This is a genomic window from Peptostreptococcus sp., from assembly GCF_977045075.1.
Window position 1 is genome coordinate 1 of sequence record NZ_CDRRTB010000144.1, and the last position, 2,570, is coordinate 2,570.

At 33.2% G+C, this 2,570-nt stretch carries 2 protein-coding genes and 1 pseudogene; all 3 read right to left on the bottom strand.

The window, feature by feature from the left end; translation table 11 throughout:
* On the bottom strand, positions 1-1,237 hold a 1,237-nt coding region (locus tag ACW6OJ_RS08080; protein WP_456096281.1), incomplete at its 3' end, for an InlB B-repeat-containing protein.
* 10 nt (positions 1,238-1,247) lie between these two features.
* Entirely contained in the window at positions 1,248-2,003 is a 756-nt protein-coding gene (locus tag ACW6OJ_RS08085) for a hypothetical protein (protein WP_456096282.1), read from the bottom strand.
* Positions 2,004-2,304: 301 nt separating this feature from the next.
* Positions 2,305-2,570 (bottom strand): annotated as a pseudogene (locus tag ACW6OJ_RS08090) (proline--tRNA ligase); the annotation flags it as partial.

The window sequence follows — 2,570 nt, forward strand, 5'->3', positions numbered from 1 at the left end:
CACTGTTAACTGGTGTATTTCCGTCAAACCTAGTTCCTCCACCATTAGGTTGAGTGAACCAGCCTTTAAAAGTATATCCTGATTTTGTTGGATCTGATGGCATTGACTGAGTATTGTCAACATCACCATTAATAGACTTGCCTGTTTCTACCAAAACAGGTTTGTCTGGCTGTCCATCTACCTTAAATGTTACTGTATTATACTTTAAAGCAACAGTCACTGACATTATATTATCACCTAAATTTGATCCACTATCCTTCCCCGAATCACTCTGTCTTGCAGCAAATACATTAACAAGGCGAGTTTGAGGTGTTGGAGTGGATGACCTATCATAATTATCTACCAATCCATATAGACTTGCCTTAATTGTATATTTATTTCCTAATCTTACAGAATTATCATACTTAATTCCACCTATACCAAGGTCAATATCTAATATATCATAAGGCTGATTCTTAAGATCTGTCAAGTTCATATTCCTAATATACTTAGTCAATTTAATTGTTACTTTCTTACCAGTAACCCTTGCAGATTCAACTTCATAGTTAGAATTATTTAGCTTGATTGAATTCTTTATATCACTTGAGTTAAATGATAATCCATCTGGCAATGTCATTTCTATGTAAGTATAAGTACTATACGTTGTTTTATTTCTACTAGTATCTCCTGGAGTTGCAAACTCTACCCATGCCTTAAGAGGTTCTAAATTCGATTTTAAATCTATAGTAGAACTACTCAATTCACCTAGAGTTGACTTATATACACTTACACTATCATTTTTAATGGATAGGTCACCCACTGGATACTTTACCTTTTGGAATGCATCAGACTCTCCCATAGCATCTGCAACTGGTTTGAATTTTTCAACTTCTGATCCTGTCACTCCCAGAGATCCCGCCCAAAAAGTAGTCTGGTCCATGCCGAATAAGTCTAAATTCAAATTTTCTGGCAATAAAAATCCCTTAGCCAGATCAGTGTCTCCATCATTATACTGAAGTATTGAATCTGGACCTACATTTTTAGTAGTAGCTGTTGTATCTAATTTTAGCCTGACCCAATTATTCTTTACGCCATAGCCATCAATATCGGTAGTTGACATACCACTTAACAATGATTTATTATGTGCTAGAATCTCATCACCCTCATTTGCATATGACACCATAGGCAATGCCGTTAAAAGCATAGCATATACCACAGCAGACACTGAGGCTTTCTTTACTATTTTACTTATGTTCATAACCTTCTCCTTAATATATGATATTATTAGATATTTCTTCTGCATTAATATCTACAATCGGAGCCTTATAAAGGAAGCTCCATCTACCATTATAATATAACTTGCACTCTCCCTTAGAAGTAATTGTAGCCAATGTATCCCCAGGATTTGCATTAGTAACATCAATTGTAAATGGTATTTCAACCTTAATTAAGTGGTTAGGTTTACCTATCTCGTTTTCAACTAGTGCAAAAAATCCTGCATAGTCATTCCAGTTTCCTAGTTGCATCACAATTGTAACGACATCAGATGAATCCTTAGGATCAACATATATCTTACTTATTGCATCTGAATTTTCAGAAACTAAGATTTTACTTTTATCCACAGAAACATTTGATGGTAGGTTAATCTTGTATGAGCAAGTAGGGAAACCTTTATTTTTACCAAACATAACTAGATTTTCAGCAGGTTTTCCAAAATATGGTTTACCCTTAAATTGTCTATTAAATGTATCAAAAGCATCAGAAAATAAATCATTGGATTCTATTTCTCCACCGATTGTTCCCTTATATATCTTTTTTCCATTTTCTTCAACTACACTCCCACTTACCGTCACATAATCTTTTAAATTGATTGAGCCTATTATTTTTTTGTTCACATCCTGATATGATGCCTGAATACTCTTACCTGGAGTTATACTCTCCGCAAAAGTTCCTACTGGAGCAGCAATTGCTAACATTAGTGTGCATAAAGCTATGCTGGATAATTTTTTAAATTTCTTGTTCATGATATTACCTCCATATAAAATATACATAATATTGCATTTACGATTTCAAAAATTAAACATAAGAGAACTGCAATATTATGAAAAATTAATAAAAAAATTAGTAAACAAATCTATTCACATCTGCATTATATATAATGAATGTACTTTTGTCAATGCAAACTATTTTATTTAAACTTATGGAAAAGTATAAAATACAAAAGGGCAACATTCATAACTATAAACTGGTTATGGATGTTGCCACATAATTTAATAGATTTTATTGATTTAAATTATCACCAAAGATATTTAACATGGAACCTTTTTAATATGCCTTAGCAAATATTACCATATGGTCTGCCTTTTCACCTGTATAGAAGCACTTATCTCCTAGATCTTCCTGGGCAAATGGTATTACTCTTATTGTAGCACCTGTCAATTCCTTGATCTTAGCTTCGTTTTCGGCATTGTCCTTCCACATTACCTTGGCAAAGCCCTTCTTATTTTCTATGATATCAACGAATTCATCCATGTTGTAGGCTGGATAGATTCTTTCATCCCTATACTTCTTAGCCTTTTCAAATAGGTTCT

What these genes read in the sequence shown, in the direction of transcription:
- ACW6OJ_RS08085 (WP_456096282.1), bottom strand. Translation starts at nt 2,003, where the DNA reads ATGAACAAGAAATTTAAAAAATTATCCAGCATAGCTTTATGCACACTA.